The organism is Nonomuraea diastatica (assembly GCF_004349015.1).
Taxonomy (GTDB): domain Bacteria; phylum Actinomycetota; class Actinomycetes; order Streptosporangiales; family Streptosporangiaceae; genus Nonomuraea; species Nonomuraea diastatica.
In genome coordinates this window covers 57,489-83,230 of record NZ_SMKP01000021.1, presented here as the reverse complement: position 1 = coordinate 83,230, position 25,742 = coordinate 57,489, and the positions used below count along the sequence as shown (strand labels likewise).

26 protein-coding genes and 1 riboswitch are annotated in these 25,742 nt (G+C 71.7%); of the genes, 8 read left to right on the top strand and 18 right to left on the bottom strand.

Features of this window, described 5'->3' with window-relative positions; genetic code table 11:
* Positions 1 to 374: 374 nt before the first annotated feature.
* The 7 genes from E1294_RS10355 to E1294_RS10330 form a co-directional block, all read right to left on the bottom strand.
* Complete coding sequence (locus E1294_RS10355; protein ID WP_132507201.1) at positions 375 to 851, bottom strand: Lrp/AsnC family transcriptional regulator; 477 nt, start codon at positions 849 to 851, stop codon at positions 375 to 377.
* Between the two features lie 23 nt (positions 852 to 874).
* Complete coding sequence (locus tag E1294_RS10350) at positions 875 to 1,468, bottom strand: GTP-binding protein (RefSeq protein WP_132507199.1); 594 nt, start codon at positions 1,466 to 1,468, stop codon at positions 875 to 877.
* A gap of 258 nt (positions 1,469 to 1,726) precedes the next feature.
* Positions 1,727 to 1,891 carry a hypothetical protein gene (locus E1294_RS52585; RefSeq protein WP_165977207.1) on the bottom strand — a complete coding sequence of 55 codons (165 nt, stop codon included), beginning with the start codon at positions 1,889 to 1,891 and terminating at the stop codon, positions 1,727 to 1,729.
* A 207-nt stretch (positions 1,892 to 2,098) separates the two neighbouring features.
* The gene (locus tag E1294_RS10345) at positions 2,099 to 2,851 is read right to left on the bottom strand and encodes a protein phosphatase 2C domain-containing protein (RefSeq protein WP_132507197.1); all 753 of its coding nucleotides are present in this window, start codon (positions 2,849 to 2,851) and stop codon (positions 2,099 to 2,101) included.
* Between the two features lie 28 nt (positions 2,852 to 2,879).
* Positions 2,880 to 3,518, bottom strand: a complete 639-nt coding sequence (locus E1294_RS10340; RefSeq protein WP_132507195.1) for a hypothetical protein — start codon at positions 3,516 to 3,518, stop codon at positions 2,880 to 2,882.
* Entirely contained in the window at positions 3,515 to 4,348 is an 834-nt protein-coding gene (locus E1294_RS10335; protein ID WP_132507193.1) for a hypothetical protein, read from the bottom strand. The genes E1294_RS10340 and E1294_RS10335 overlap by 4 nt, the downstream gene beginning before the upstream one ends.
* 160 nt (positions 4,349 to 4,508) lie before the next feature.
* The gene (locus tag E1294_RS10330) at positions 4,509 to 5,618 is read right to left on the bottom strand and encodes a M24 family metallopeptidase (RefSeq protein ID WP_165977206.1); all 1,110 of its coding nucleotides are present in this window, start codon (positions 5,616 to 5,618) and stop codon (positions 4,509 to 4,511) included.
* Between the two features lie 146 nt (positions 5,619 to 5,764).
* On the opposite strand from E1294_RS10330, the gene E1294_RS10325 reads away from it, so the two are divergent.
* Both E1294_RS10325 and E1294_RS10320 read left to right on the top strand, forming a co-directional pair.
* Positions 5,765 to 6,985, top strand: coding sequence for a PP2C family protein-serine/threonine phosphatase (locus E1294_RS10325; RefSeq protein WP_132507191.1), 1,221 nt, complete (start codon positions 5,765 to 5,767; stop codon positions 6,983 to 6,985).
* 31 nt (positions 6,986 to 7,016) lie between these two features.
* Entirely contained in the window at positions 7,017 to 7,910 is an 894-nt protein-coding gene (locus E1294_RS10320; RefSeq protein ID WP_132507227.1) for a 5'-3' exonuclease, read from the top strand.
* Here E1294_RS10320 and menD read toward each other — a convergent pair.
* Both menD and E1294_RS10310 read right to left on the bottom strand, forming a co-directional pair.
* Positions 7,907 to 9,568, bottom strand: a complete 1,662-nt coding sequence (gene menD, locus E1294_RS10315; protein WP_181958483.1) for a 2-succinyl-5-enolpyruvyl-6-hydroxy-3-cyclohexene-1-carboxylic-acid synthase — start codon at positions 9,566 to 9,568, stop codon at positions 7,907 to 7,909. The genes E1294_RS10320 and menD overlap by 4 nt on opposite strands.
* On the bottom strand, positions 9,565 to 10,458 hold the full coding sequence (locus E1294_RS10310; protein ID WP_246082923.1) for an o-succinylbenzoate synthase: 894 nt from the start codon (positions 10,456 to 10,458) through the stop codon (positions 9,565 to 9,567). The genes menD and E1294_RS10310 overlap by 4 nt, the downstream gene beginning before the upstream one ends.
* Positions 10,459 to 10,560: 102 nt before the next feature.
* Here E1294_RS10310 and E1294_RS10305 point away from each other — a divergent pair, with 102 nt between their 5' ends.
* The 3 genes from E1294_RS10305 to E1294_RS10295 all read left to right on the top strand — a co-directional run bounded on the left by E1294_RS10305 (position 10,561) and on the right by E1294_RS10295 (position 13,591).
* On the top strand, positions 10,561 to 11,706 hold the full coding sequence (locus tag E1294_RS10305; RefSeq protein WP_132507187.1) for an AMP-binding protein: 1,146 nt from the start codon (positions 10,561 to 10,563) through the stop codon (positions 11,704 to 11,706).
* A 43-nt stretch (positions 11,707 to 11,749) separates the two neighbouring features.
* A complete protein-coding gene (locus E1294_RS10300; protein ID WP_132507185.1) occupies positions 11,750 to 12,064 on the top strand; it encodes a hypothetical protein in 315 nt (104 codons plus the stop codon).
* A gap of 180 nt (positions 12,065 to 12,244) precedes the next feature.
* Complete coding sequence (locus tag E1294_RS10295; RefSeq protein ID WP_132507183.1) at positions 12,245 to 13,591, top strand: RNA polymerase sigma factor; 1,347 nt, start codon at positions 12,245 to 12,247, stop codon at positions 13,589 to 13,591.
* A 64-nt stretch (positions 13,592 to 13,655) separates the two neighbouring features.
* On the opposite strand, the gene E1294_RS10290 is transcribed toward E1294_RS10295, so the two are convergent.
* Positions 13,656 to 14,054, bottom strand: coding sequence for a hypothetical protein (locus E1294_RS10290; protein WP_132507181.1), 399 nt, complete (start codon positions 14,052 to 14,054; stop codon positions 13,656 to 13,658).
* A 114-nt stretch (positions 14,055 to 14,168) separates the two neighbouring features.
* Between E1294_RS10290 and E1294_RS10285 the strand changes: the two genes are divergently transcribed.
* Together E1294_RS10285 and E1294_RS10280 are read left to right on the top strand one after the other, a co-directional pair.
* Positions 14,169 to 14,729 (top strand): TetR/AcrR family transcriptional regulator C-terminal domain-containing protein, encoded by a 561-nt coding sequence (locus tag E1294_RS10285; protein ID WP_165977205.1) that lies wholly within the window; start codon positions 14,169 to 14,171, stop codon positions 14,727 to 14,729.
* Between the two features lie 200 nt (positions 14,730 to 14,929).
* On the top strand, positions 14,930 to 15,127 hold the full coding sequence (locus tag E1294_RS10280; RefSeq protein ID WP_132507223.1) for a DUF5999 family protein: 198 nt from the start codon (positions 14,930 to 14,932) through the stop codon (positions 15,125 to 15,127).
* Here E1294_RS10280 and E1294_RS10275 read toward each other — a convergent pair.
* The gene (locus tag E1294_RS10275) at positions 15,094 to 15,765 is read right to left on the bottom strand and encodes an alpha/beta hydrolase family protein (RefSeq protein WP_246082919.1); all 672 of its coding nucleotides are present in this window, start codon (positions 15,763 to 15,765) and stop codon (positions 15,094 to 15,096) included. The genes E1294_RS10280 and E1294_RS10275 overlap by 34 nt on opposite strands.
* Before the next feature lie 66 nt (positions 15,766 to 15,831).
* On the opposite strand from E1294_RS10275, the gene E1294_RS10270 reads away from it, so the two are divergent.
* On the top strand, positions 15,832 to 16,194 hold the full coding sequence (locus tag E1294_RS10270; protein WP_132507177.1) for a hypothetical protein: 363 nt from the start codon (positions 15,832 to 15,834) through the stop codon (positions 16,192 to 16,194).
* Positions 16,195 to 16,292: 98 nt separating this feature from the next.
* On the opposite strand, the gene E1294_RS10265 is transcribed toward E1294_RS10270, so the two are convergent.
* The 7 genes from E1294_RS10265 to E1294_RS10235 form a co-directional block, all read right to left on the bottom strand.
* Complete coding sequence (locus E1294_RS10265; protein ID WP_132507175.1) at positions 16,293 to 17,090, bottom strand: tetratricopeptide repeat protein; 798 nt, start codon at positions 17,088 to 17,090, stop codon at positions 16,293 to 16,295.
* Positions 17,091 to 17,183: 93 nt separating this feature from the next.
* Positions 17,184 to 20,027 (bottom strand): aminomethyl-transferring glycine dehydrogenase, encoded by a 2,844-nt coding sequence (gene gcvP / locus E1294_RS10260; protein ID WP_132507173.1) that lies wholly within the window; start codon positions 20,025 to 20,027, stop codon positions 17,184 to 17,186.
* Between the two features lie 179 nt (positions 20,028 to 20,206).
* Positions 20,207 to 20,305, bottom strand: a riboswitch (glycine riboswitch).
* A 58-nt stretch (positions 20,306 to 20,363) separates the two neighbouring features.
* Positions 20,364 to 20,984, bottom strand: a complete 621-nt coding sequence (locus tag E1294_RS10255; RefSeq protein ID WP_132507171.1) for a MerR family transcriptional regulator — start codon at positions 20,982 to 20,984, stop codon at positions 20,364 to 20,366.
* Positions 20,985 to 21,131: 147 nt separating this feature from the next.
* Entirely contained in the window at positions 21,132 to 21,602 is a 471-nt protein-coding gene (locus tag E1294_RS10250) for a bifunctional nuclease family protein (RefSeq protein ID WP_090771501.1), read from the bottom strand.
* A gap of 126 nt (positions 21,603 to 21,728) precedes the next feature.
* Complete coding sequence (gene ftsR / locus E1294_RS10245) at positions 21,729 to 22,388, bottom strand: transcriptional regulator FtsR (protein WP_181958482.1); 660 nt, start codon at positions 22,386 to 22,388, stop codon at positions 21,729 to 21,731.
* Positions 22,389 to 22,455: 67 nt separating this feature from the next.
* Positions 22,456 to 22,968: a double zinc ribbon and FHA domain-containing protein gene (locus E1294_RS10240; protein ID WP_132507169.1), complete on the bottom strand. Its 513-nt coding sequence runs from the start codon at positions 22,966 to 22,968 to the stop codon at positions 22,456 to 22,458.
* 268 nt (positions 22,969 to 23,236) lie between these two features.
* Positions 23,237 to 25,741, bottom strand: coding sequence for a mannose-1-phosphate guanyltransferase (locus E1294_RS10235; protein WP_132507167.1), 2,505 nt, complete (start codon positions 25,739 to 25,741; stop codon positions 23,237 to 23,239).
* Between the last annotated feature and the right edge of the window lies 1 nt (position 25,742).

The following is a 25,742-nucleotide window of genomic DNA, read 5'->3' as shown; positions in this document are numbered from 1 at the left end:
CCCCACCGCGCCCCTCCCCACCGGGCGGCGGATCTCCACGCAACGGCCCGGCATGTGCTGCCCCGGTGTGCGGCCGATCAGCGCGCAGAGGACCGGCGTGCGGCAGGTTCGTGGCGCGTCGGCGGAGACCCCGCCATCCGGACTCCCCCATCGCCCGCCTCGCATTCCCCACCACGTCCGCGGCTGTCGGCCGCCACCAGGGGCTGGCCGCTTGCACCTCGCCGGCCACCGTGGGCGTCCCTCCCCCGGACGGCGACACGTCACATCATCGGCCACGTTCGCCCAGGAGACGCCGATCTCCGGCTCCCCTGGCGTGCCTCGCCGGCGAGAACCTCACGCGGCCACGGGATCCCCGGCGGCGCGGGCCGGATGGGTCAGCCGGTGCGCTCGTGGCCCGTGGGGGAATCGTCGGCCAGTTCGGGGATGCGGTGCTCGTAGGGGGTGCTCAGCACGACCGTGGTGCGGGTCGAGACGTTGGCCGAGGCGCGGATCTGCTGCAGCAGGTCTTCGAGCGCCACCGGCGAGGCCACGCGGACCTTCAGGATGTAACTTTCGTCACCCGCCACGCTGTGGCACGCCTCGATGGCCGTCAGGTGCGACAGCCGATCCGGGGCGTCGTCGGGGGCGGCCGGGTCGATCGGCTTGATCGACACGAACGCGGTCATCGGCAGCCCGACGGCGTCGTGGTCGATGATCGCGGCGTATCCGCGGACGACTCCTCGCTTCTCAAGCCTGCGTACGCGCTGGTGCACGGCCGAGACCGAGAGCCCGGTCTCCCTGGCCAGATCGGTGAAGCTCATGCGGCCGTCGCTGGCCAGCAGCGTGACGATCCGGCGGTCGATTTCCTCCACCGGTCAAAGGTAGCCGGTCATGGTCACGACATGGTCCCGACCGGGGAGACGCCCCTGCGGATCGCGTGCTCCATCAGCGTGATGAGCACTTCCCTGCCGGAGTCGCGCTTGCGGGCGTCGCAGAGCACGATGGGGATGTCCGGCTCCAGGCCGATCGCCGAGCGCACCTCTCCGACGGTGAAGGGCCTGCTGCCGTCGAAGCAGTTGAGCGCCACGATGAACGGCTGGTCGCGCTTCTCGAAATAGTCGACGGAGGGGAAACAGTCGTCGAGGCGGCGGGTGTCGGCCAGCACCACGGCGCCGAGCGCTCCCACGGCCAGCTCGTCCCACACGAACCAGAACCGTTCCTGGCCGGGGGTGCCGAACAGGTAGAGCATGTAGTCGTTGCGAATCGTGATGCGGCCGAAGTCCATGGCCACGGTGGTGGTGAGCTTGCGCTCGACGCCCGCCAGGTCGTCGATGTGCGCCCCGATATGGGTGAGCGCCTCCTCCGTGCGCAGGGGCCGGGTCTCGGACACGGCTCCGACCATGGTGGTCTTCCCCGCGCCGAAGCCCCCGGCGATCAGAATCTTGATCGCCGTGGGAAGCCGCCAACGGTCAGTGTGACCGAATTCCATCCCGCACCGCCTGTACATCTCCCGCGCATGCACAACCCCGCCCCTGTGGTGCCGTGGTCAGTGGTACCTGTCAAGGCGCGTTCAGGAGGTCGGTCCACATGCCTGGCATCGAGACACCCTAGCAACGCCACATTTTCCTCTCAAGCCGCAAGCTTTTACAAGAAACAACATGTCACGGTTTGTTGCCCATAACGCCCCTATTCGCCGATACCGGAGGGCTGGCGTCAAGCTCGTCTGTCAAGTAATCCGACAAGTCTTTTACGCGGTCCGGTCGAAGTCCGAAATTCCGTTGATACCGGCGGTGAAGCCGATCTGTCTTCGCAGGTAGATGGCGGTGCGCGGGCCGCACTCCCGTACCGGCGCGATGAGGCCCGCCCTGACCCATGCACGCAGCATCCTGGCGAGCTGGTCTGCCAGAGCCACCGCAGCCCGCCGAACTCCCCGGCGGTGGCCGGCTCGTCGCGCAGGTCGGCAAGGAGACGGGTGGCCGCCGACCGGGGCACCGCGCCGTCGGCGGCTCGTCGTCCCGCATTCCAGGCCGCTCGATCGGCTCGCGGATCACGGGCGACGACCCCGCCCCGCGGCGGCCGCCGGATGAGCCCGGACGCCGAGGGCGCGGCCTGGGCGGGTCTAGCCGTCCAGGCGTCCCCAGGCCACGGTGGCGTCGTCATGCGGCTTGCCGGACACCGGCCCGCGGGCCGACTCCAGCTCCCGCACGGCCGCGACCAGCGCGGCGGGCCCCCGCGCGGCCAGCGCCGCCGGCACGTCCGCCCAGCTCCATCCGTACCAGTCGACGAGCCGCGCCACCCCGTCGGTGAGCACCGCCACCCCGGCGGCCGCCACCTCCCCGCACACGCTCTCCCTGGCCGCCTCGGGACGCGCGCCCGCCACCCAGAAGCCGCCGGGCGCGTTGCGCATCCGCCGCACCAGCTCCAGCGAGTACGGCCGCCCGCCCGGCAGGCGCTCCAGCCGGTCGTCGACCACCGCCAGGACCCCGCCGTCCGCCAGGGAGCACACGACCGGCGAATCCCCCAGCACGAGGTAGTCGACCCGCCCGCGATCCGCCCGCGCCATCGCCACCGTCGAGGACGGCGAGTCGGGGTTGCCCAGGTCGCAACCGCCGCCGTGGGCCGCCGCCAGCTCCTCGATGGAGGACTCCAGGATCGCGGCCAGCGTGTCGCCCCGGCCGGTGGCCAGCCGCACCGCCAGCGCTCCCCCGAGCCGCGCCACGAGCCATGGGACGTCGTGCGCGCACCCGCTGTCCACCCCGGCCGCCGCGGTGGCCCCGTCGAGCACGACGATCCACGACGGCCCGGCGATCACCAGGTCCTCGTTCCGGCGCCGGGAACCGGCACTGGTGGCGTACGTGACCTCAGTGAACATGGCAGTGACTGTGCCACACCCCGCCCGGTCAGCGGGCGGACGGCACGCGCCCGCGCTCCTCGCCGGGGGCGGGGCCGCCCACCGGCCGCGCACGGATCTCGCTGAGCCTGGCCTGGCTGTCCCGGATGCCGGTGATCAGCACGTACGAGACCAGCAGCAACCCCAGGCAGAGGGCGTCGGCCGCCCACCAGGGGATCTCGGCGAGCAGCAGGTAGCCGTCGCGGTCGCTCAGCTCCCTGATCACCACCGTGACCACGGCGATCACCACGGTCACCAGTAACCAGGTGCGCAGCCGGGGCAGGCTCCCCTTGCTCCACAACCGGATCCGCCAGTTCATGAACACGGCGAGCACACCGAGCAGCGCGCAGAACCCGATGAGCCACCAGGGCAGGGCGAAGGCGGTCTGGTCGGCGATCTGCTGCCGCGTGGCGCGCAGCTCCGCCTCGGCCTTGCGCTGGGCCGCCACGGCCGCGTCGAGCTGGCGTTCGAGCTGGGCCACGCTTTTCTGCTGCCGCTGGGGCGGCGTGGCGTCCTCGGTCGGCAACATCCGCGCCACGACGGTCAGCATGATCGCGATGAACGACAGCGCCAGCACGATGGCCATGAACAGGTCGATGAAGCGCAGGTCGAGCGGCGGCGCGAACGAGGTGGAGGGCCGCTTCCTCACGGCTCCCTCACCAGGGTGTACTTCTGCGGACGGGTCTCGGCCGCGCTCATCCGCTCGACGGCGGTCCGCAGCGCGTCGAGGCCCTTGACCAGCTCTTCGGTCCTGCCCCGCGTCTGGGCCATCTCCTGCCGGGACTGGGCCAGCTCCTGGGTGAGGCCGTGCATGGCGGGAGCCGCCTGCTTGGCGGGCAGGCGCGCGATGTAGATGAGGAACACCTCGTCGGCGGCCACCACGCTGGCCCGCTCGGACCGCTCGACCAGGGCCATCGCGCCGAACGCGACCACGCTCAGGAACAGCGCGATCAGGGTGACGCCGAACGCCGAGGCCAGCTCGGGCAGCACGTGCTCCTTGAGCGCGTCGATCAGCACGCTGGGGTCACCCTGGTCGTCCAGGGCGTTGGAGAACGAGGTGACCATGCCCGCCATGGTCAGGGCGGTGCCGATGAACCCGAAGACGGGCAGCGCCCAGATGAGCGCGTGGTCGAGGTGGTGCTTGTTGGCCATCTCGCTGTCGTCGAGCGCGGAGCGGGCGCTCAGCACCGCCTCGCAGTCGTTGCCCGCCTCGGCCGCCTCTTTGAACAGGCGCAGCCGGCGCCCGACCAAGGTGTCGTCATTGGGCTTCACCGCCTGCACGTTCGCCACCGCCCGCGCCGTCGCGGCGCTCTCCCGCCGGATGTCGGGCACGGCCCTGACGATCCGGAGAACGGCGGTCAGGAACACCGCGATGATGAGCGTGACCACGAACGCCGCGCCCATCGGCGCCGTGGTCGCGCCCACCAACGTCAGCAGCGTGCCCACCACCCCCGACACCAGCAACAGCATCGAGACCATCAGGCTCACTACCGGCGCGAACGCCGGATGACACCAGCCGTACCTTGACACCCTTCAACTCCACTCCGGCACACAACAAGTCAAAGGAACACCTAAGCACACGTAAAGGAGCCGTAGAGTCACGAGTGGCAACCGATTCGGGGGAAATCTGGACAGGCACCTAGACGATCACCAGGTCACGCGGGGTGGTGTTCAGGCGTTCCCCGCCGTTTTCCGTGCAGACCACGATGTCCTCGATCCTGGCGCCGTGCCGCCCCTGCAGGTAGATGCCCGGCTCGACCGAGAACGCGAACCCGGGCTCCATCGCCTCGCCGTTGCCGGCGACGATGTAGGGCTCCTCGTGCGTCTCGATGCCGATGCCGTGGCCGGTGCGGTGGACGAAGGCGTCACCGTAGCCCGCCCCGGCGATCAGATCGCGGGCCGCCGCGTCGATCGACTCGCACGGCACCCCCGGGCGCACCGCCGCGCAGGCCGTGTCCTGGGCCCGGCGCAGCACCTCGTAGTAGGCGGCGAAGTCCGCGGGGGGCTCGCCCACGCTGTAGGTGCGCGTGGAGTCGGAGCAGTAGCCGTTGTGCAGCTGGCCGCCGATGTCGACCACGACCGGCTCCCCGGCCTCGATCACCCGGTCGGAGACGTCGTGGTGCGGGCTGGCGGCGTTGGGGCCTGAGGCCACGATGACGAAGTCGACGGTCGCGTGCCCGGAGGCCAGGATCGCCTCGGCGATGTCGCGGCCCACCTCGCGCTCGGTGCGCCCGGCCCGCAGGAACTCCGGCACCTGCCGGTGCACCGAGTCGATGGCCCGGCCCGCCTCGCGCAGCGCCGCCACCTCGGCCGGCGACTTGCGCATGCGCAGCTCCCGCAGCACGCTCCCGGCCAGCACCTGCTCGGCGCCCGGCAGCACCTCGCGGAAACGCAGCGACGCCATGGCCCACATGCGGTCGGCCAGCCCCACCTTGGCCACCCGGCCCAGGCGCGCGGCCACGACCGCGTAGGGGTCGTCGGTCTCGTCCCACGCCACGAACTCCAGCCCCAGCCGCGCGGCGGGCGACGCCTGCGCGGCCGGCACCTCCAGCCGGGGCACCATCATGAACGGCTCGCCGGAGGCGGGCACCACCAGGCACGTCAGCCGCTCCAGCGGCTTGGCGTCGTAGCCGCTGACGTAGCGCAGGTCGGGACCGGGGGTGAGGAGCAGCGCGTCGAGGCCGCCCTTGGCGGTGGCCTCATGAACGGCGGCGAGGCGGGACACGGGATACAGATCTGAGGACGTCACAGGCCCAAATCTACTCCTGACGGCGCCTCCTAAAATCCGCGAAAAGCTCTCACAACACAGGAAGGCGTCGCTACACTCCGCTCCAGGTCGCTCACATATTGTGAGGCCAATTGTCCAGTTCCACTGCGCTTTGAGAGTGAGACCCGATGGTCGACGTCATAGGCGCCGCCGAGCTGCTCGGGCACGGGAGCGACGCCGAGCTGCTCGCCGCACGCCTGGCGCACGCCCAGCGGCTGGGCAACATGGGCTGGGCGGAGTGGCACCCGCACACCGGCGAGACCCTCTGGTCCGACCAGGTTTACGTGATCTTCGGGCGCGACCCCGCTCTGGGCCCCATCCCGCTGCCCGAGCTGGCCGAGCTCGTCGAGCCCGCCGACATCGGCGCGCTCGACCGCCTGCTCTGGTCGGTCGTGCGTGGCGTCGAGCCGGTGCAGGCCGAGTTCCGCATCCGCCGCGGGGCGGGCTCCGGCGAGCTGCGCGACCTGCGGGTCGTCCTCGAGCCGCTGACCACGCCCGGCGGCCCCGTGGGCATGCACGGCGTCATCCAGGACATCACCGGCCGCCGCCGCGCCGAGCGCATGGTCTCCGAATCGCGCCGGCAACTGCTCGAGGCCCGCGAACAGGCCGCCGAGGAACGCCACGTCATGCTCGCGATGCGCGAGGCCATCCTGCCCGGGCCCGCAGGGCGCCTCGACCTGCCGCACGCCAGGATCGCCGTGCGCTACGTGCCCGCAGAGAAGACCGCCAACCTGGGCGGCGACTGGTTCGAGGCCGCTCCCGCGCCCGACGGCCGGCTGCTGCTGGCCGTCGGCGACGTCTCCGGCCACGGCCTGCCCGCGATCGCGCGCATGGCCCAGCTCCGCCACGCCCTCGTCGGCCTGGCCATGACCGGCCGGCCCGCCCACCGGCTGCTGGCCTGGCTCAACGAGCTGGTCGTGCACCAGCTGAAGGACACCACCGCCACCGCGATCGCCGGCCACCTCGACCCCGAGACGCGCGTGCTCGCCTGGAGCCAGGCGGGCAACCTAGCTCCCATTCTGGTGCGCGACGGCGTGGCCAGCCGGCTCACCCAGCCCCGCGGCGTGCTGCTCGGCGCCGGCTGGCCGGGCCCGTACGAGCTGGCGACCACCCGGCTGCTGCCCGGCGACCTGCTGCTGATGTTCACCGACGGGCTGGTCGAGCGGCGCACCCGCGACATCGACGTCGGCCTCGACCTGGTCATGGCCGCCGCCCGCGACGTGTCCGCCCGCGACCTGGAGTCGGGGCTCGACCGCCTGCTGGCCGACATCGGCGGCCCCAATCCCGAGGACGACGCGTGCCTGCTGGCCGTCGGCGTGCCTGCGCGCGAGGAGGGGCGGCCCGGGTGAGCGGCGAGAGTGCGACGATAGACGCGTGCTCATGCTTCTGGACACCCCATCGCTCTACTTCCGCGCCTTCTACGGCGTCCCCGAGTCGGTCAAAGGGCCCGACGGCTCGCCCGTCAACGCCGTACGCGGCCTGATCGACATGATCGCCACCCTCGTGCGCGGCCACTCCCCCACCGCGATGGCGGCCACCATGGACGCCGACTGGCGGCCCGCGTTCCGGGTGGCGGCGATCCCGACGTACAAAGCGCACCGGGTCGCCCACGGCGACGCCGAGGAGGTGCCCGAGGCGCTCGTGCCGCAGATCGCGGTCATCCAGGAGGTGCTCGACGCGCTCGGCATCGCCCGCCTGGAGTCGCCGGGCTACGAAGCCGACGACGTGATCGGCACGCTCACTCACCGGGCCGCCGGCGCCGTCGACATCGTGACCGGCGACCGCGACCTGTTCCAGCTCGTCGACGACGCCCGCCCCGTGCGCGTCCTCTACACCGCCCGCGGCATCCGCAAGCTGCAGATCGTCGACGAGGCGTTCGTCACCGCCAAATACGGCATCCCCGGGCGTGCCTACGCCGACTTCGCGACCCTGCGCGGCGACCCCAGCGACGGCCTGCCCGGCGTCGCCGGCGTCGGCGAGAAGACCGCCGCGGCGCTCGTCACCCGCTTCGGCTCGCTCGACGCCATGCTCGAAGCCCTCGACGCGGGCGTCACCGACGGTTTCCCGGCCGGCAGCCGCACCCGCCTGGCCGCGGCCCGCGACTACCTGCGCGCCGCCCCCGCCGTCGTCGAGGTGGCCTCCGGCGCGCCGCTGCCCGCCGCCGACCTCACCCTGCCGGCCAAGCCGCGCGACCCCGATGCGCTCGTCCGCCTGGCCGACCGCCACGGGCTCGACAGCCCGCTCAACCGGCTGCTCGACGCCCTGGGCGGTTAGCTCTCGAGCAGGGCCAGGACGGCAGCCTGCGCGGCGTCGCGCAGGCGGGCGTGCATGAGCACGTTCTCCTCGCGGTCGGTGCGCACCTCGACCAGGCGCGGCCCCTCGCCGCGCAGCGCCTTGGGCAGGTCGGTGATCTCGCCCACCAGCGTGTACGGCGTCCCCGTCGCGGCCGCCACATAGCCGAGGTCCACCCCGTGCGGCGTGCCGAAGACCCGCTCGAACGGATCGCGGACCGCCGCCTGGGGCAGCAGCGAGAAGATGCCGCCCCCGTCGTTGTTGACGACCACGAAACACAGGTCGGGCCGGGGCTCGCGGGGCCCGAGGATCAGGCCGTTCTGATCGTGCAGGAACGACAGGTCGCCCATCAGCGCGTACGCCGGGCCGTTGTGCGCCAGCGCCGCCCCCATGGCGGTCGACACCAGACCGTCGATGCCGGAGGCGCCCCTGTTGGCCATCAGCCGGATGCCGCGCCGCGGCCGCATCGCCTGGTCGAGATCGCGGATCGGCATCGACGACCCGCAGAACAGCAGGGCTCCGTTCGGCAGCGCGTCGACCAGGTCTCTGGCCAGGCGGGGCTCGCTCGTGCCCGACACGTCGAGCACCTCGTCCAGCGCCGTCCTGGCCGCCAGATCGGCCTGCCGCCAGGAGTGCAGCCACGTGTCGTCGCCGGAGGCCACGGGGATCTCCACGGCCTGCGCCACCTGCGTGGCCGACCTGGTGGGGTCGGGCCAGCGGTCGAGGTCGGGCGCCACCACGATGTGCTCCCCCGCGCGCTGCAGCCACGACAGCAGCGGCCGCGACAGCCCGGGACGGCCCAGCGTCACCACCACGTCGGGCAGGTGCGCGTCGGCGAACTCCGGCGTGCCCAGCAGGTAGTGGTAGGTGGAGACGGCGTGGTCACCGTAGCGTCCGCCGCCGTTCGGCTCCGACAACACCGGCCAGCCCGCCATGCCGGCCGCGGCGACGTAGCGGCGCACGTTGGCGGCTCCGTCGCCGACCACGAGCACGCCGCGCCTGGTCGGCGGGAGGTGCAGGGCGACCGGCGGGGGCGCGACCCTGGCCCGCGCCCAGGGGCCGTTGGCGGCGCCGTCGAGCGGCTCGCACCACCCGGCGTCGCCGTCGGGGATCAGTGGTTCCCTGAAGGCCAGGTTGAGGTGTACGGGCCCTGGCGCGGCCGGGCCCGACGCCCGCTGGTAGGCGCGGCAGGCCAGCGACCGCCAGTAGGCCACCTGCCCCGGCCGGTCCTCCGGCACGCCGACCTCGGCGAACCAGCGGGTGGCGTCGCCGTACAGCTTGATCTGGTCGATCGTCTGGTTGGCGCCGGTGCCGCGCAGCTCGGGCGGCCGGTCGGCGGTGAGCACCAGCAGCGGCACCCCCGCCTCGCTCGCCTCGATCACGGCCGGGTGGAAGTTGGCGACGGCCGTGCCGGAGGAGCAGATCAGCGCCACCGGGCGCTCGGAGCGCTTGGCCAGCCCCAGCGCCAGGTAGGACGCGGAACGCTCGTCGACGCGCACGTGCAGGCGCACCCGCGACTCGGCGTGCAGCGCGAGCGCCATGGGCGCGGAGCGGGAGCCGGGGGCCAGCACGACGTCGGTCAGGCCGCAGCGCACCAGCTCGTCGACCAGCACCGTGGCCAGCGCGGTAGCGGGGTTCAACGTGACGCCTCCTGCATCCGGCTCAGCCACTGGGGAGAGTCGATTTCGTATGCCGACAAATGCTGATAATTCACTGTTGGGCGCCGTACGACCAGCCGCCCGTCCACCGGAACCAGCGAGTCGTCCACGACGTCACCCGACAGCAGCGACATCGTGCCCAGCCCGCACGCGTACGGCAGGGACGGCAGCGCCGCGGCCAGCGCCAGCCCCGCGGCCAGCCCCACCGACGTCTCGACGGCGCTGGAGACCACCGCGGGCAGCCCGCACGCCTCCACCACCCGCACCGCCGCGCGCACCCCGCCCAGCGGCTGCACCTTGACCACCGCGATGTCGGCCGCCTCCGCCGCCTTGACCCGCAGCGGGTCCTCCGCCCTGCGGATCGACTCGTCGGCCGCGATCGGCACGTCGCACGCCCGCCGCACCGCCGCCAGCTCATCGAGGGTGGCGCACGGCTGCTCGGCGTATTCCAGGTCGAACCGGTCGAGGCGCTTGAGCCGTTGTACGGCCTCGCCGACCTCCCACGCGCCGTTGACGTCGACCCGCAGCCGGCCCGATGGCCCGAGCGCGTCGCGTACGGCCTCCACCCTCGCCACGTCGTCACCGAACGTCTGGCCCCGCTCGGCCACCTTGACCTTCGCCGTGCCGCAACCGGAGCGGCGCACCATGTCGTGGGCCCGCGCGGCATCGACGGCGGGCACGGTCGTGTTGACGGGCACGCTGTCGCGCACCGGCTCGGGCCAGCCCTCGAAGGCCGCCTCGCGGGCGCACGCCAGCCAGCGGGCACATTCGCGCGCGCCGTATTCGGGGAACGGCGAGAACTCGCCCCAGCCGGCGGGACCGTGGAGCAGGACTCCTTCCCTGACGCTCTGACCGCGGAAACGCGTGCGCATCGGGATCCGGAAGACATGGGCACGCGGCACGGGTGCCACGGGAGAACCTGTCACGACCCTCCCTGCACATCTGTCCGACCTGTCGCCACTAACCTTACGAGCATGTGGAGGAACCCGTCGCATCCGGACCGTCCGCTTCATGCCATTGTGCAGCCTCCAGGACCTGCCCTGTTCGCGGCGATCCGTGACGCGCTCGCGGGCGACGGCCCGGCCGTCCTCCCCCTGCCGCCCGGCCACTCCGAGGCCCCGCTGGCGGCCCTGCGCCCCACCCACGTCAACGGTGCCCTCCAGACCGGCGGCGAAGGCGTCCCGGGCGACGTCGCGGTCGTCATCGCCACCAGCGGCAGCACCGGCGCCCCCAAGGGCGTGCTGCTCTCGGCGACGGCCCTGCGCTGCTCGGCGGCGGCCTCCCTGCGCCGCGTCGAGGCCTCCAAGGGCGAGCGCTGGTTGTGCTGCCTGCCCGTCTCCCACGTCTCTGGGCTACAGGTGCTCGTGCGCGCCCTGCTGTCCGAGAGCGAGCCGATCATCCACCCGTCGTTCGACCCGCACGCGGTCCTCGCCTCGGGCGCCGACCACGTCTCCCTGGTGCCCACCCAACTGCACCGGCTCGTCGGGCTGGGCGCGGACCTGTCGGTCTTCCGCACGATCCTGCTCGGTGGCGCGGCGCCCCGGCCTGGCCTGCTGGAGCAGGCCAGGGATCTCGGGGCGCGGCTGGTGACGACGTACGGGATGAGCGAGACGTGCGGTGGTTGCGTGTACGACGGCCAGCCCCTTTACAACGTAGATCTCAAAGTCGGCGACGACGGCCTGATCAGGATCGCCGGCCCCGTGCTGTTCTCGGGCTACCGCTTCGGCGGGCCGGCCCCGCTCGAGGACGGCTGGTTCGTCACCTCCGACCTCGGTGAGCTGACCGGGGGGCGCCTGCGCGTGCTGGGCCGCGCCGACGACGTCATCAACACCGGCGGCGAGAAGGTCGTGGCCGGCGCCGTGACCGCCGTGTTGTGCACGCATCCCGAGGTGGCCGACGCCGCCGTGTTCGGCACGCCCGACTCCGAATGGGGCGAGCGGGTCACGGCCGTCGTCGTTCCGGCCAACCCCGACACACCCCCCACGCTTGCACAATTAACGGCATACTGCCGCGATAGGCTTCCTCCCTACGCCGCCCCGCGCGAGCTGCGCCTGGAGCCCCGGCTGCCGCTGTTGCCGAACGGAAAGACCGACCTTGTGCGGTTGAGGGCAGGAACCTGATGAGTTGCGGCTGCGTCAAACCGGGGAAAGGGAGGGAGCCTTCATGGACCAGACCCGCAAGATGTGGGCATCCGCGGCCGTCGTCGGCGTGATCGTGGTCGGAGGCGCCTCAATCGCGGCGGCCGCCTCGGCGGGCAAGCTCTCGCAGGTCGACAAGGAGACCCGGGCCGTGGTGGAGCACGCGTCGCCGTCCGGCCGGCCGGAGGCCTCGACGCCAGATCCCACCGGCGACGACGTCGTGGTCTCCCGCGAGGTCAACCCGGATCCCGGCCAGGTCATCGAATACTGGACCGGCGAGCGCATGGAAGACGCCGATCCCATGCCGATGCCCGAGGTCTCGATCGAGGTGGGCGAGTAGCGAACAAGCCGAGGGGTGGTCCGCCGAAAGGGGCGATCCACCCCTTTTTCATGACATTCGTCCGCACGGGGAACAAATAGCGGCGATGGGCGTTATTGATACTGGTGCGCCGTGCGGACACGAAGCCGCCCCACCACAACCTGCCTGATCGCTTCTACTCCGTACGGAGGAGGTGTCCTCATGCCCAGAACCGCCTTGGCGACCCCGTCCGTCTCTCTCGACCAGCTGCTCGAACGAGGGCGAGCCCAGGGTCACCTATCTCTGGCGGAGCTGCGGGACGCGTTCGGCAGAGCCGGGATCAGCCCCTCTGAGGGCCGCACGATATTGCGGGAGCTGTCAGAGGCCGGCGTGAGCCTGGCCGCCGAGAACGAGCCGTCTCTCAGCACGACCGCCACCCCCAGGAAGACCACCCAGAAGAAGGCACAGACTCCCAAAAAGCCTTCGCGGGTCAAGCCTACCGGCCGCAAGGCAGCCGAGGCAAAAACCATCTCCCCCGCGGACGCGAAGGCCGTCACCCCTCCGGAGCCCAAGCCGGAGCACGAGGAGGACGTGCCGGAAGAGATCGACCTGCGCGCCGAGGACGACGGCGACGCCATCGACCTGGACGACACCCAGTCGGTCATGGGCGACTCGGTGCACACCTATCTGAAGTCCATCGGCCGCCGCACGCTGCTCACCGCGGCGCAGGAGGTCGAACTGGCCAGGCGGATCGAGGCCGGCCTGTACGCCGAGTACAAGCTCGAGTCCCAGCCCGATCTGCCGCCCGCCGCGCAGGAGGACCTGCGCATGGCCGTCGAGGACGGCAAGCAGGCCAAGGACCACATGCTGGAGGCCAACCTGCGCCTGGTCGTGTCGGTGGCCAAGAAGTACACCGACCGCGGCATGTCCCTGCTCGACGTGGTCCAGGAAGGCAACCTGGGGCTCATCAGGGCGGTGGAGAAGTTCGACTACACCAAGGGGTTCAAGTTCTCGACGTACGCCATGTGGTGGATCAGGCAGGCCATCCAGCGCGGCTTCGCCGACTCGGCGCGGACGATCCGGCTGCCGGTGCACGTGCTGGAGATGTTGTCCAAGCTGTCGCGCATCGAGCGTGACATGCACCAGCGCCTGGGACGCGAGCCCACCCCCGAGGAGCTGGCGGTCGAGCTGGACAGGACCCCGGAGCAGATCGAGGAGCTGCTGCGCACCAGCCGCCAGCCGATCTCGCTGAACGCGACGATCGGCGAGGACGGCGAGACCACGATCGGCGACCTCATCGAGGACGTCGACTCCCCCGAGGCGTCGGAGATCGTCGACCGCCAGCTGCTGGGCGACCAGCTGCGCGGCGTGCTCGACAACCTCTCACCGCGCGAGTCGAAGATCATGGCACTGCGCTTCGGCCTGGTGGACGGCAAGCCGCACACGCTGGACGAGATCGGCAGGCACCTGGGGCTGACCCGGGAGCGGATCCGCCAGTTGGAGAAGGAGTCGCTGTCCAAGCTGCGCCACCCGAGCAACACCCGCCCACTGCTCGACTGGGCCAGCTGACAAAGGAGCCCCGGCACACCGCGTGCCGGGGCTCTCGCTTTCCTGGACGCCCTGCGACCGGCGCTCAGACGGTGGCGGGCACCGGGCGCGGCACCCGCGGGACGCCCCACAGCCGGTTGTCCTCGCGCAGCGTGCGCAGGCGCTCGACCTCGGCCGTCCACATGGCCCCCGCAGGGGTCGCCTTGGCCTTGCGGCGCGCGATCCGGTCGTCGTAGGCCTTCACCCCGAACGTGGCCCGCTGCCCCGCCTCGGCGGCCCGCAGCGCGTCGGTCAGCGCCCGGTCGAGGGCCCGGCCGGCAGCCAGCAGCTCGACCTCGTCGGCCGCCACGGCCTGCAGCTCGCGCAGCGTCCGCTCGGCCTGACGGGCCTTCTCGAGCAGCTCGGGGAAGCTCCTGGAGATCTCCTGGTCCGCGTGGAAGCGAACCTCGGCCTCCCGGCTCACCCGCGGACGGAAAAACGCCATCGACTCGGCCCCTTCACGCTGTCGTCACTCGTTCCGACACCCAGCGTACGCCGTCCCGCAACACGTGCGGAAATCGGCCCGGAGCGAACTCCTTTACATAGTAAGATGATCTCCATGCCCGCCAAGCGACCACCCGTCCCCCTCTCCCGCGAGCGCATCATCGAGGCCGCGCTCCACATCGCCGACGGTCAGGGCCTGCGCCGGCTCACCATGCGCCGCCTGGGCGACGCTCTGCAGGTGGAGGCCATGGCCATCTACCACCACCTGCCCCGGGGCAAGGAAGCGCTGATGGACGCGCTGGCCGAGCACGTCACCGCGGTCCACGTCGAGCAGCGCTCCACCTGGCAGGAGACGGCCAGGGCCTGGTGCCGGGCGAGCAGGGAGGCGCTGCGCGAGCATCCCGGCGTGCTGGCCCTGGCCCTCACCAAGCCGCCCAAGGGCGCCACGGCGGTCGCCGTCAAGGAGCAGGCCGAGCAGCTCGCCGACGCGGGCCTGCCGGACGCCGCCGAGGCCGTGCGCACGCTCCGGGCCTTCGTCTTCGGCAGCGTCGCTGTCGAGGTGCAGCAGTCCGGCTGGGCCGACCCAGACGTCGATGAATGGGTCAGACGGGATGAAAGAGCAGATATCGACTTCGAGCGCGGGCTCGACGCTCTCCTCAAGGGATTGCAAACGTGATGCGCGTGTCGCGCTTGGCCGGTTATCCTGCATAAGGCACGCTGTGTCGAAGGTCACACGCACCAGGGATCCTCCTGTAACAGCCCGAACGGGCTATGTCGGAACGCGTGACACAGTCGCACACTTGCCAGGACAACAACCCGAGCCGGCTCCCGCCCCTCCAGAACGGGAGCATCCCACGAGATATCGGAGGCACGCCGATGTGCCCGCACGACCCGGCCTGTCCGGATGCCGAGGCGCCTGACCGCGAGGCGGCACGCACCCTCGCCAGCCACCCCGAGCAGGGGTGGAGCCTGCTCTGCAACGGCGTCGTCCTGTTCGAGGACACCGGCGAGCTGCTGCCCAGCGGCACCGTCATCGCACCTCATCGGCCCGATCCGCTGGTGGGCGCGGCCTGATCCACACGCGGGCGGCGCCGCCGGCCGGTGCTGCCCTGCCGTGGCGGCCCGCCATAGCGGGTGATCCACTCCGCCACGACCTCGCCCACCCGGGCGGGGTCCTTTTTCAGGTCATGGCCCTCTCCCGGCAGCACCACCAGGCGCGCGGCGTCCGCGGCGTCCGGCACTCCGAAGGGGTCACGATCACCGTTCACGACCAGCACGTCCACCCCGGCGCCGCGTAGCTCGCCGGCCCGGGAGCGCTCGGGTCTTCCCGGCGGATGCAGCGGAAAGGCCAGCGCCACCACCGCCGCCGCGCCGACCGCCTTCGCCGTACGGCACGCCACCCGCGCCCCGTTGCTCCGCCCGCCCTGCACCACGGGCAGCCCCGGCAGGCGCGCGCGCAGCTCGGACAGCACGATCTCCCACGCCTCGTCCTGCCTGACCGGCGAGCCCGGCGCCCGCGCCCCCGCCACCCTGAACGCCTGCGTCACCCGCGCCACACTGGCCCCTGCACCCATGGCGGCGTCGCGCACGGCCAGCAGATCGGGAGCGTCCACTCCCCCGGCCGAGCCGTGGGTCAGGACCAGCAGCAGCCGCGCGCCCGGCACCTCGTCGATCTCCACGAACGCGGGCCCGCGCGGGGTCATCACCTCCATGCCAGCACCGTACCTGGGGAGGATGACACGCTAGCCCTCAGGTCGGATGACGACACCACTTCCGGGATGGATGATGACCTTATGCCGGACCAGCGCCCCATCAGGGAAGATTTTCAGGCCACGCTCGACGCCCGCCGCGATCTCGGACCCGACTACGAGGCGGCGCTCGTCGACTCGTTCACCGAGCGGCTCGAGGCCACCATCGCCGCCCGCGTGCGGGCCGAGCTCGACCGCTACGGGCCCCCGCCGCACAAGAAGTCCGCGCCGGGCGCGGCGATGATCCCGGTGGCGCTGGGCTCGATGGGCATGGGCATCCCACTGACGGCCATCGGGGTGGCCAACGCCGGGCTGGTGGGCCTGATCATCACGTGGCTGGCCATCGTCGTGATCAACGTGGCCGCCGCGGCGGCCATCATGCGCCGCGGCTGATCCCCGCCCGGCGGAGGAGACGGGAGCACCTCCGCCGTCCCGCGGGCATGCCTCGGGGACACGGTCAGGGCGTCACGCCCACCGCGGGCCGCCGGGTGTCAGGTGTCGCGCTGGTAGCGGAGCCTGACCTCCGCGGCCAGCGTCTCGTCGGCGTGCTCCAGCCCGTACGACCAGACCCGTCCCGCGTCGTCGTCGCGCCCGCGTAGGGGCAGGGTGCGAGCGAGCAGCTCGATGGCCAGCGCGCTCGTCTGCGTGTCCGCGCCGCTCTCCACGGTCTCCGCGAACTCCGCGCAGGCCAGCTCCAGATGCGCGATGCCGAGCCGGACCCGCAGCCCGGGCGTCTCCTCCTCGGGCACGGCCTCCAGGGCGTCCAGGAGGAGCTCAGCCGCCGCCCCGGGCTCTCCGTGCTCCATCAGCAGGTCGGCCAGCTCCTGCGCGGCGCGCGCGGCGATCTCGCCGTCGCCGGCCGCCATCGCGGCCCGCAGCTCCTGCTCCGCCTCCTCCAGGTCCTGAGCCCGCACGGCCAGCCGGGCCAGCGCGAGATGGGCCAGCGGGACGTACGCGGCCGCGCCGACCCCCAGCACGGCCTGCCAGGCAGCCCTGGCCTGCTCGGCCCGCCCCTCCCGCTCGAAGCCCTGGGCCAGGTGGCACGCGGCCTGCGAGGCGTACTCGGGGTGCCCTGTCGCCAGCGCGGTCCTGGCGGCCGCCCTGGCGGCCTCGACGTCGCCGCGCTCCTCCAGCACCACGGCCAGCCCGACGGCGGCCTGAGCCCTGTCGGGCTCGGCGGGGTCGGCGGCGAGCTCGCCGAGGATGGCGGCGGCGCCGTCGAGGTCGCCGCGTTCGGCCAGACGCCGGGCGGTGTCGAGAGGCGGGGTCTCCAGCTCTGAGGACGTCAAGAGAGCTCCTTCTGGCGACGGTCGCCCTGAGCCTAACGACTTCCGGCGATCATGTCTGCCCGGTTGACGCCGAAGGTCTGGCCCTCCCGGTGACTAGTCCTCGTAGGCCTCCAGCGGGGGGCACGAGCACACCAGGTTGCGGTCGCCGTAGGCCTGGTCGATGCGGCGCACCGGCACCCAGTATTTGCCGTCGCGCAGCGACGGCAGCGGGTAGGCGGCCTCGGTCCGCGTGTAGGGGTGGTGCCATTCGTCGGCGCTGACCGATTCCGCGGTGTGCGGCGCGTTACGCAGGGGGTTGTCGGTCTTGTCGTAGTCGCCGGACGCCACCTTCGCGATCTCGCCCCGGATGGCGATCATCGCGTCGGCGAACCGGTCGAGCTCGCCAAGGTCCTCGCTCTCGGTCGGCTCGATCATGAGGGTCCCGGCGACGGGGAACGACATGGTGGGCGCGTGGAAGCCGTAGTCGATGAGGCGCTTGGCCACGTCGTCCACGGTGACACCGGTCTCCTTGGTGATCGGGCGCAGGTCGATGATGCACTCGTGGGCCACCAGCCCGCCGCGCCCGGTATAGAGCACCGGGTAGTGCGGCGCCAGCCGCTTGGCGAGGTAGTTGGCCGACAGGATGGCCTGCTCGGTGGCCGCGGTGAGCCCGTCGGAGCCCATCATCCGGATGTACGCCCACGAGATCGGCAGGATCCCGGCCGACCCGTAGGGCGCCGCGGAGACGGGCCCCACCGGCGAGCCGTCACGCAGCGGGTGAGCGGGCAGGTAGGGCGCCAGGTGGCCGCGGACCGCGACCGGGCCGACGCCGGGGCCGCCGCCGCCGTGCGGGATGCAGAACGTCTTGTGCAGGTTGAGGTGGGACACGTCGGCCCCGAACTCGCCGGGCTTGGCCAGCCCGACCAGCGCGTTGAGGTTGGCCCCGTCGACGTAGACCTGGCCGCCGGCCTCGTGCACCTTGGCGCAGACCTCGGTGATGCTCTCCTCGTAGACGCCGTGCGTCGACGGGTAGGTCACCATGATCGCGGCGAGCGCGTCGCGGTGCTTGGCGATCTTGGCGTCGAGGTCGGCCAGGTCGACGTTCCCCTCGGAGTCGCAGGCCACGACCACGACCCGCATGCCGGCCATGACGGCGCTGGCGGCGTTGGTGCCGTGCGCCGAGGAGGGGATGAGGCAGACGTCTCGCCCGCTGTCACCGCCCGCGCGGTGGTAGGCGCGGATGGCCAGCAGCCCGGCGAACTCGCCCTGGGAGCCGGCGTTGGGCTGGATGGAGACGGCGTCGTAGCCGGTCACCTCGGCCAGCCAGCGCTCCAGCGTGCCGATCAGCTCGAGGTAGCCCTCGGCCTGGGCGGCGGGCGCGTAGGGGTGGACGGCGGCGAACTCCGGCCAGGTGATCGGCTCCATCTCGGTGGTCGCGTTGAGCTTCATCGTGCAGGAGCCCAGCGGGATCATCGACCGGTCGAGCGCGATGTCCTTGTCCTGCAGCCGGCGCAGGTAGCGCAACATCGCGGTCTCGGAGCGGTGGCTGTGGAAGACCGGGTGGGTCAGGTAGGCGGACTCGCGCAGCAGCGAGGCGGGCAGCGCGTCGGCGGCGCCCGCGACCTCGGTGTGGGCGCCGGAAGGGGTGCTCGGGAGCCCGAACGCGGCCCGCACCGTGGCCAGCTCGGCGGCTCCGGTCTTCTCGTCGCAGGCGATCGAGACGTGGTCGGCATCCACCTGCCAGAGGTTGACGCCCCGCTCGGCGGCGGCGGCGACCACGGCGGACGCCCGCCCGGGCACGCGCACGAGCACGGTGTCGAAGAACTCGGCGTGCACGACCTCCACACCCGCCCGGCGCAGCCCTTCGGCCAGGGCGGCGGCGTGGCGGTGCACCCGGTGGGCGATGCGGCGCAGGCCTTCTGGGCCGTGGTAGACGGCGTACATGCTCGCGATGACGGCGAGCAAAACCTGCGCGGTGCAGATGTTGCTGGTGGCCTTCTCGCGGCGGATGTGCTGCTCGCGGGTCTGCAGGGCCAGGCGGTAGGCGGGGTCGCCGTCGGCGTCGACGGAGACGCCGACCAGGCGGCCGGGCAGCTGGCGCTGCAGGCCCTCGCGTACGGACATGTAGGCCGCGTGCGGGCCGCCGAACCCGAAGGGCACCCCGAACCGCTGCGAGGAGCCCACGGCGATGTCGGCGCCCAGCTCGCCGGGGGCGGCCACGAGCGTCAGCGCCAGCAGGTCCGCGGCGGCCACGACGAGGGCGCCCGCCTCGTGCGCGGCGGCCGACACGGCGCGGAAGTCACTCAGCCGGCCGGACGCGCCGGGGTATTGCACGAGCACGCCGAAGCACTCGGGCAGCTCGCCGTCGAGGGAGTGCTCCACGAGCGTGATGCCGAGCGGCTCGGCCCTGGTGGCGAGAACGGCCTTGGTCTGGGGCAGCGCGTCGGCGTCGACCACGAACACGGCGCTCTTGGACGTGCCCGCCCTGCGGGCCAGCGTCATGGCCTCGGCCGCGGCGGTCGCCTCGTCGAGGAGCGAGGCGCCGGCCACGGGCAGGCCGGTGAGGTCGGAGACGACGGTCTGGAAGTTGAGCAGCGCCTCGAGGCGGCCCTGCGAGATCTCCGGCTGGTAGGGGGTGTAGGCGGTGTACCAGCCCGGGTTCTCCAGCAGGTTGCGGCGGATGACGGCGGGCGTGACCGTGTCGTGATAGCCCAGCCCGATCATCGAGGTGAGCACCTGGTTGCGATCGGCCAGGGCGCGCAGCTCGGCGATGGCCTCGGTCTCGCCGGCGGGGGCGGGCAGCGTGAGACGGTCCTTGGCCCTGATGGACTCGGGGACGGCGACCGCCACCAGGTCGGCCACGGACTCGAAGCCCACGGCCTCGAGCATGCGCTGCTGTTCGGACTCGGAGGGGCCGATGTGCCGGGACGAGAACGGCGGAGCGGACAGATCGGTCATGGAGATGCCTCCCGAGGCTGTGGAGACCGGCGCCAGGGCGCGGGCGTGTGCCGGATCTCCCCCTCTGTCAGCGCGGACCCCGGACAAGCGCGGGGTCGCGACCTGAGAGCTTCACCCCCGGTGGGGCTTGCACCGTCGGTGAGGCGCGCCTGGCGGGTGCGCCTGCTTTCCAGAGTTGCCTCGCCCGAGCGGTACGGGATGCCTGAGAGATTCCGGGGAGGGTTGCTCCTTCGGCGCCCCGGAGCCCAGGGGCCCGGGGACTCTCCCGCACGGGGTCGTCGGCCTTGCTGTCCTCAGGTTACTACGCCCGATTCGTACGGCTGCCAAGAGCCACGCTCACCCCGTGCGGCGGGCGCGGCGGCGGCGGGCGAGTTCGTCAGCGGGATGGTCGGCCGGGACGGTGTCCTCGACCGCCGCGCGTTCCCCCGGCAGCTCCGCGAGGGAGCCCTCGACCTCGCGCCAGACCCGGCCGAGCGCGATGCCGAACACGCCCTGGCCGCCCTGGAGCAGGTCGATCACCTCGTCGGCCGAGGTGCACTCGTAGACGCTGACGCCGTCGCTCATGAGCGTGATCTGCGCGAGGTCGGCGACCCCGCGGTCACGCAGATGTTGCACGGCCGTGCGGATCTGCTGCAACGACACCCCGGTGTCGAGGAGCCGCTTGACGACCTTGAGGACCAGGATGTCGCGGAAGCTGTAGAGACGCTGGGAGCCGGAGCCCTGCGCGGCTCTTATCGTGGGCTCGACGAGGCCCGTGCGCGCCCAATAGTCGAGCTGCCGATAGGTGATGCCGGCCGCCGAGCATGCCGTCGGCCCGCGGTATCCGATGTCGCCCGGCAGCGCCGCGGGCTGTTCGTCGAAGAGCAGACCCTGCTCCCCGGCACGCTGCCGCGCGCTTTCGCGCCGCACCGGATCTTCCTGGCCGGCCGTCTTTCCCTCGCCGCTGCTGACCGCCACGCGGACCTCCGGCTTTCTCTCATCCCGTGGCCTGATCTGGGGGTACGTGAAGCGCGGCCACGGGTTTCACTTGCACCGTAGGACCGCGACCATGCTCAGTCAACGATCCGGCTCGGCGCGTCGTGAAGCGTAAATGCACTGAAATACCTACCCCGCCCGGCCGAAGTCCTCGGGAGTGATCGTGTCAAGAAACTCCCTGAACTTCTCCACCTCGTCTTCCTGGTCGTCCGGGATGATCACCCCAGCCTCCTGGACGACCTCTTCGCTGGCGAAGATGCGCGCTCCGGTGCGCAGGGCGAGGGCGATCGAGTCGGACGGCCGCGCGCTCACCTCCACCCCGTTGGAGAACACCAGGTCGGCGAAGAAGATGCCGTCACGCAGGGCGACGATGTTGACCGCCCGCAGGCCTACGCCCAGGGCGCTCAGCACGTCTCGGAAAAGGTCGTGGGTGAGCGGCCGCGGCGGAGGCTCCTCCGCCTGGGCCAGGGCGATGGCCGTGGCTTCCGTCATGCCAATCCATATAGGAAGGAACCGCTCCCCGTGTGCCTCCTTCAGCAAGACGATCGGCTGATTTGTGGGCATTTCAACCCGAACGCCCACAACCTCCATCTGCAACACGGGCTGCTCCGTATTCCTGACCGGTGACCCGGCACAGCTATTTGGTCGTTGCTGACTGGCTTCTGCATTTCAACGTAACACCCGGCGGGCCTGGAATGTGCCCCCGCCTCCCAGCTCGCCAGGGTCTCAGCGCCCCAGCACGGACCGGACGCCCGTGCGCACAAGGGATGCGTGCAGGTCGAGCAGGAGTGCGGAGAGCTCCCTACCCACCTCGTCGGCCTCGCCGATCGCACCGGGGGCGCGCCGCTTGAGTATCGGCGCGACGGCCTGCTCGACCAGGCCGCACTCGCGCTCTGCCGCCGCCTTGACCGCGCGCAGGTGCCGGGCGCGCAGGCCGAAGCGGGCCAGGGCGCCGACGGTGCGCGCCACCGTGAGCGCCTCCTCGTCGTAGCGACGGGCCACCGGGGCGAGCAGGCCATAATCCTCCAGCTCGGCAAGGGTCTCCTCGTCGATGCTCGCGGCCTCGATCAGCTCGGCCCGGCTGAGCCTGATCTCCTGTTTGTCGTTGCCCTGGAGGGCGCGGGGGCGGCCGAAGCCCTCCGCCATCTTGTCCTTGATCACCCGCAGCGGCAGGTAGTGGTCGCGCTGCTCGGTGAGGATGAAGCGCAGCTGCTCCACGTGCAGGTGCGTGAACTTGCGGTAGCCGGACGGGCTGCGCTCGGGCTCGATCAGCCCTTCCCCCTCCAGGAAACGGATCTTGGAGATGGTGACGTCGGGGAACTCGCCCTGCAGGAGCGCGAGCACCTCCCCGATGCTCATGTGCGAGCGTGCCGCCTGCGACGTCATGCGCGCTCCTCCCCTTGCCGCATGGCCACGCACGAGACGGCGTCCGCCGGTCGCCCGCTTCGCCCCCTCATGCCCCGGAGTTGCCCCGCATCAGGAAGACAAGGCGGAACTTGCCGATCTGCACCTCGTCTCCGGAGTGCAGGGGAACCTCTTCGATCCGCTCCCTGTTGACGTAGGTGCCGTTGAGGCTGCCCACGTCGCGCACGGAGAACTGGCCGCCGCGGTGGCGGTAGAACTCGACGTGGCGGCGGGAGACGGTGATGTCGTCGAGGAAGATGTCACTCTCCGGATGGCGCCCGGTCGTGGTCAGGTCCTTGTCGAGCCGGAAGCGACTGCCCTGGTTGGGCCCCCTGGTCACCGTGAGCAGCGCCGCGCCGGGCGGCAGCTGCTCGACCAGCGCCCGCTCGGCCACGAGCATGTCGCCTGTCTCAGCCTCATACGCCTCGATTCCCGCCACCGAGATCGTCGATGTGGTGTCCCCGGAGACCTCGAGTCTGGTCAGCGGTGACCCACAGCGGGAACAGAAACGGGCATCCTCGGGGTTGGCGTGCCCGCACTGCGTGCAGTAGACGCTCGGCATCGATCGGCTCGGCCTCCTACCGCGAAGACGCGGCGACGGTGCTCTGGAGCGCGCCTCGCTTCGCTTTTTCAAGTTTGCGAATGCCGCAACTTACGCTGATCAGCGGCAAAGGTCAAGACGGGGGCGCTGGACTGTGGTCAGGACGCAGACAAAGTTACCGTCGCCCCCGCCCTGCGGTCCATGCCGCCGCGCGTTTCTACATTACGATCTTGCGGGACCGCCTGCGCACATCACGGGCGGCCGTTCTCCCGGCTGCCCGGCCGCGGCGTCACGTGGCGGCCTGTTCCACGATGCGGGCCCAGCGTTCGAGCAGCGCCTGCGCGCCGTCCACATCGGGGGCCTCGGCCCACAGGTCGGTGACGGGCTCGGCGGCGGCCGGCAGCACCAGCACCCAACTGCCGTCGTCGCGGGCCACCCGCACCCCGTCGGTGGTGTCGATGCGGCGGCCCTCCGGTTCGGCCTCGGCCGCCTCGATGACCGAGCGCATCACGGCGCCCTTGGCCGCCCACGGTGTCGGCACCGTCCGCCTGAGCAGCTTCACCTCGGGGATCCTCGCGTCGATCTGGCTGAGCGACAGGCGGGTGCGGGCGACCAGGCCGAGCAGGCGCAGGAACGCGGCCAGCCCGTCGATCGCGGGGCTGAACTCCGGCACCACGAAGCCGCCGCGCCCGTCGGCCGCGAAGATCATGTCGGGGCCGGCGGCGGCCGAGGTGAGGGCGTCGAGCGCGGTGGACGTCCACTGCACCTGCACGCCGTGGAAGCGGCACACCTGCTCGGCGACCCTGGTCGTGGTGACGGGCAGGGCCACCTGGCCGCTCCTGCGTTCGGCGGCGACGAGGTCGAGCACGACGAGCAGAGCGCGTTCCTCGCTGATGAGCTGGCCCATCTCGTCGACCAGGGCGATGCGCTCGCCGACCGGGTCGAACCTGACGCCGAAGGCGGCCCGGGAGGAGCTGACCAGCTCGGACAGGCGTTGCAGGTCACGCCGCCGCCCGGCGAGCGTCTCGGTGGGCGAGACGTCGTCGAGGCGGGCGTTGACGGTGAGCACCTCGACGCCGACCCGGCCGAGCAGCGTGGGCAACACCAGCGACGAGGTGCCGCCCGCGCAGTCGACGACGACCTTCATGTCCTTGACCCCGGTCACGCCGGCGTGACGCAGCAGGTCGTGGGTGTAGTCCTCGACGGCCCTGGCCGGGTAGGCGAGCTCCGCGATCTCCCCGGGGAAGGCGCGGCGGAACTCCTGGCGGGAGAAGACCCGCTCCAACTTGCGCTGGGCGGCCGGGGGCAGGTCGGCGCCACGGTCGTCCATAATGACGATGTCCACGCTCTGCGGGTCTCCCGGCGTGGTGCGCAGCGCGATCCCGCCGGCCGCCGGACCTCTGGCGGTGTGGAAGCGGGCCACCGGCAGCGGGGCCGCCTCCAGATCGAGCACGTTGATCGCGCCGGCGGTGAGCGCGCCGATGACGGCCCGCTTGAGCGCCCTGGCGGCCAGGGAGCAGTCGCGCGAGGTGACGACGTGCTCGCCCTTCTTGAGAGTGGTGGCGTACGCGCTGGCCAGGCGGACGCACAGCTCGGCGGTGATCTCGACGTTGACCAGGCCGCTGACGCCTCTCGGGCCGAAGAGGTTGCGCTGGCCGCGCGACTCCCAGATGACGCTGGTGTTGACGACCGCGCCGGCCTCGATGGTCTTGAACGGGTAGACCCTGACGCCGCTGGAGACGTACGCCTCCGCCTCGATGACGCATTCGTCGCCGATGACGGAGTTCTCCTCGATGCGGGCGCCGGCCATCACGTCGGTGCTCTTGCCGATGACGCAGCCCCGCAGGTGGGTGCCGGGGCCGAGGTAGACGTTGTCATGGACGACCGCGCGATGCAGGAAGGCGCCCTCGCGGACGACGACGTTGTTGCCGAGCACGGTGTATTCGCGCAACTCGGCCCCCGCCTCGACCTTGGCGTAGTCGCCGATGAGCAAAGGGCCCTTGAGCACGGCGTCGGGGTCGACCGCGGCGGAGTCGGCGGCCCAGACCCCCGGCGAGAGCTCGAAGCCGCCGATGTCCACCGCGACCCTGCCGGACAGGGCGTCGGCGTGGGCCTTGAGATAGCTCTCGTGGGTGCCGACGTCCTCCCAGTAGCCGTCAGCCACGTAGCCGTAGATGGCCGCGCCGCGGGCGAGGAGGGCGGGGAAGACGTCGGAGGACCAGTCGACGGGCTCCCCGGTGGCCACGGCGTCGAGGACCTCGGGCTCCATGACGTAGACGCCGGTGTTCACTGTGTCGGAGAAGACCTGGCCCCAGGTGGGCTTCTCCAGGAAACGCTGCACCCTGCCCTCGTCGTCGACGATGATGATCCCGAATTCGAGCGGGTTCGGCACGCGTTTCAGCCCGATGGTCACCAGAGCCGCATTCTCGCGATGGAACCGGATCATGTCCGTTAAATCGATATCCGTCAGCGCGTCGCCGGAGATGACCAGGAAACGATCGTCGCGGAGGCGGTCGGCGGCGTTCTTGACGCTGCCGGCGGTGCCGAGGGGCAGGTCCTCGGTGGCGTACTGGAGGTTCATGCCGAGCTCGTCGCCGTCGCCGAAGTAGGTGCGCACGAGCGCGGCCAGGAACTGGACGGTGACCACCGTCTCGGTGATGCCGTGCCGCTTGAGCAGGCGCAGGACGTGCTCCATGATCGGGCGGTTGGCCACGGGGAGCAGAGGCTTGGGCTGGTTGGCGGTCATCGGACGCAGCCGAGTGCCCTCCCCGCCTGCCATGACGACCGCCTTCACC

Bases quoted from the DNA above. Each gene is read 5' to 3' on its own strand.
- E1294_RS10350 (WP_132507199.1), bottom strand. From the start codon at position 1,468: ATGGAATTCGGTCACACTGACCGTTGGCGGCTTCCCACGGCGATCAAG.
- E1294_RS10345 (WP_132507197.1), bottom strand. From the start codon at position 2,851: ATGTTCACTGAGGTCACGTACGCCACCAGTGCCGGTTCCCGGCGCCGG.
- E1294_RS10335 (WP_132507193.1), bottom strand. From the start codon at position 4,348: ATGGTCTCGATGCTGTTGCTGGTGTCGGGGGTGGTGGGCACGCTGCTG.
- E1294_RS10325 (WP_132507191.1), top strand. From the start codon at position 5,765: ATGGTCGACGTCATAGGCGCCGCCGAGCTGCTCGGGCACGGGAGCGAC.
- E1294_RS10320 (WP_132507227.1), top strand. From the start codon at position 7,017: ATGCTTCTGGACACCCCATCGCTCTACTTCCGCGCCTTCTACGGCGTC.
- E1294_RS10310 (WP_246082923.1), bottom strand. From the start codon at position 10,458: ATGCGCACGCGTTTCCGCGGTCAGAGCGTCAGGGAAGGAGTCCTGCTC.
- E1294_RS10305 (WP_132507187.1), top strand. From the start codon at position 10,561: ATGTGGAGGAACCCGTCGCATCCGGACCGTCCGCTTCATGCCATTGTG.
- E1294_RS10300 (WP_132507185.1), top strand. From the start codon at position 11,750: ATGGACCAGACCCGCAAGATGTGGGCATCCGCGGCCGTCGTCGGCGTG.
- E1294_RS10295 (WP_132507183.1), top strand. From the start codon at position 12,245: ATGCCCAGAACCGCCTTGGCGACCCCGTCCGTCTCTCTCGACCAGCTG.
- E1294_RS10290 (WP_132507181.1), bottom strand. From the start codon at position 14,054: ATGGCGTTTTTCCGTCCGCGGGTGAGCCGGGAGGCCGAGGTTCGCTTC.
- E1294_RS10285 (WP_165977205.1), top strand. From the start codon at position 14,169: ATGCCCGCCAAGCGACCACCCGTCCCCCTCTCCCGCGAGCGCATCATC.
- E1294_RS10280 (WP_132507223.1), top strand. From the start codon at position 14,930: ATGTGCCCGCACGACCCGGCCTGTCCGGATGCCGAGGCGCCTGACCGC.
- E1294_RS10275 (WP_246082919.1), bottom strand. From the start codon at position 15,765: ATGGAGGTGATGACCCCGCGCGGGCCCGCGTTCGTGGAGATCGACGAG.
- E1294_RS10270 (WP_132507177.1), top strand. From the start codon at position 15,832: ATGGATGATGACCTTATGCCGGACCAGCGCCCCATCAGGGAAGATTTT.
- gcvP (WP_132507173.1), bottom strand. From the start codon at position 20,027: ATGACCGATCTGTCCGCTCCGCCGTTCTCGTCCCGGCACATCGGCCCC.
- ftsR (WP_181958482.1), bottom strand. From the start codon at position 22,388: ATGACGTCGCAGGCGGCACGCTCGCACATGAGCATCGGGGAGGTGCTC.
- E1294_RS10240 (WP_132507169.1), bottom strand. From the start codon at position 22,968: ATGCCGAGCGTCTACTGCACGCAGTGCGGGCACGCCAACCCCGAGGAT.